At 52.1% G+C, this 1,421-nt stretch carries 1 pseudogene; it reads right to left on the reverse strand.

Annotated features, from left to right (window positions below):
- Positions 1-3 precede the first annotated feature (3 nt).
- A pseudogene (locus DWV53_RS08190) lies at positions 4-1,421 on the reverse strand (hypothetical protein); the annotation flags it as partial.

The raw sequence follows: 1,421 nt of genomic DNA on the forward strand, positions 1-1,421 counted from the left end.
AAACTATTTTGCGTTAAAACATCTCAGGTCGAGTCCGTCAGAACGGAATAATAGCTTCTTAAAACTGAATAACTGAATACTGAACACCTTTCCGCCCTGCTTTCCGTCAGCTCCGTCGGCATTTACTCCCTTCGGAGGAATTTTCTCGATATAATGGCGGTTCACCCAGTTTCTCAGCATCGTCACCGTACCCTTCTTGCCGAAGTCGTTATGCAGACGTACCATTTCAGCCTGTGCATAAGTGAAGGTGTCAGGCAATTGCTGCAGCAGGTTGGTAGGTCCTCGCTTGCTCGATTTCTCTCCTACCTCATTAGCCTTGGCTATGCTTGCACCAAAGAAAATCATCTTGCACCACAGGTCGTAGCTCTCGCTCCATCTGATGAACTCTTCTATTTCGGGTTCCCATTTGCAGCCGTTTGCCACGTATAGCACGCAAGCCTTGAGGAAGGCAATAACATTGCCACGGAAGGAGAGATTCTCGAACACCCTGTTTTGCGACATGCGAGAAAAGTCGGCGTTCTCATCCTTCAACTTTTCTGCCAGGGCGAAAGCCTCAGCACAGTCTATTCTACCCGACGCCTTGCACAGATTCTCTATGTACGGTCTGAGCGCCTCTCTGAAGGCATCGTCGTATTCGCCGTATACAGGCATTTCAGCACCGATTTCCCGCTCCGGGATGGTACAGAAGTTGATGCGGCTGATAGGTCCGTCGGTGAGCACCTTGGAGAAATATCGCTGCCCCAGCTGGACGGTGGTTGATGCATTCCAGTTGAACCGGATGGTGATGCGCTCGGTGATACTCGATGTGCCCACGCGGGTCTGACCGTATGAGTTCCCGGGATCAAAAGCAAGGCACATAATCTTGAACTGCTGGTTGCCTTGCCCCTTGAGGGCATCGAACTGGTCTATCTCGTTGAGCGTTGTATAGAGGAAATGTTCCTGAGCCTCAGCCGTGCGCATAACGAATGCCGGGTTGGTCATATCGGCATCTATCTCCTGGATGATGAGGTTTTCCGGACGCTTGCGCTTATCCTTGTTGGCACCCTTTCGTGTCACCTCCTCTTTCCATTCCTTCTCCCGTTGCAGGTTCTCACGGTCGCGCTGCCTGATGTCCTCCATAATCATGTTGATGGGCATCTGCACACAGTTCTTGCCTGCGCCCGTACCCGCCAGCAGACAGCACATCAGGGTAGCCTCGTGCTCCACATTGTCGATGTACTTGAAGGTGGTCTTGCAGAGGTGTGTAGCAAGTGGCGGGAAGATGGCGTGTGCCACGGCTGGCTTGTATACGTCCGGTGTCTTCGATAGCAGCAGTTCCACGAGTTTGGGAAGATGTTCGGGCATCGGAGGCGGAGTTAATTTATCATCTTCCGCATTGGAATCCGTGCCGCCTTCGGAACCCACAGAACTTGCGGATTTGA

This window comes from Segatella copri (assembly GCF_003465495.1).
In the GTDB taxonomy this organism is placed as follows: domain Bacteria; phylum Bacteroidota; class Bacteroidia; order Bacteroidales; family Bacteroidaceae; genus Prevotella; species Prevotella copri_G.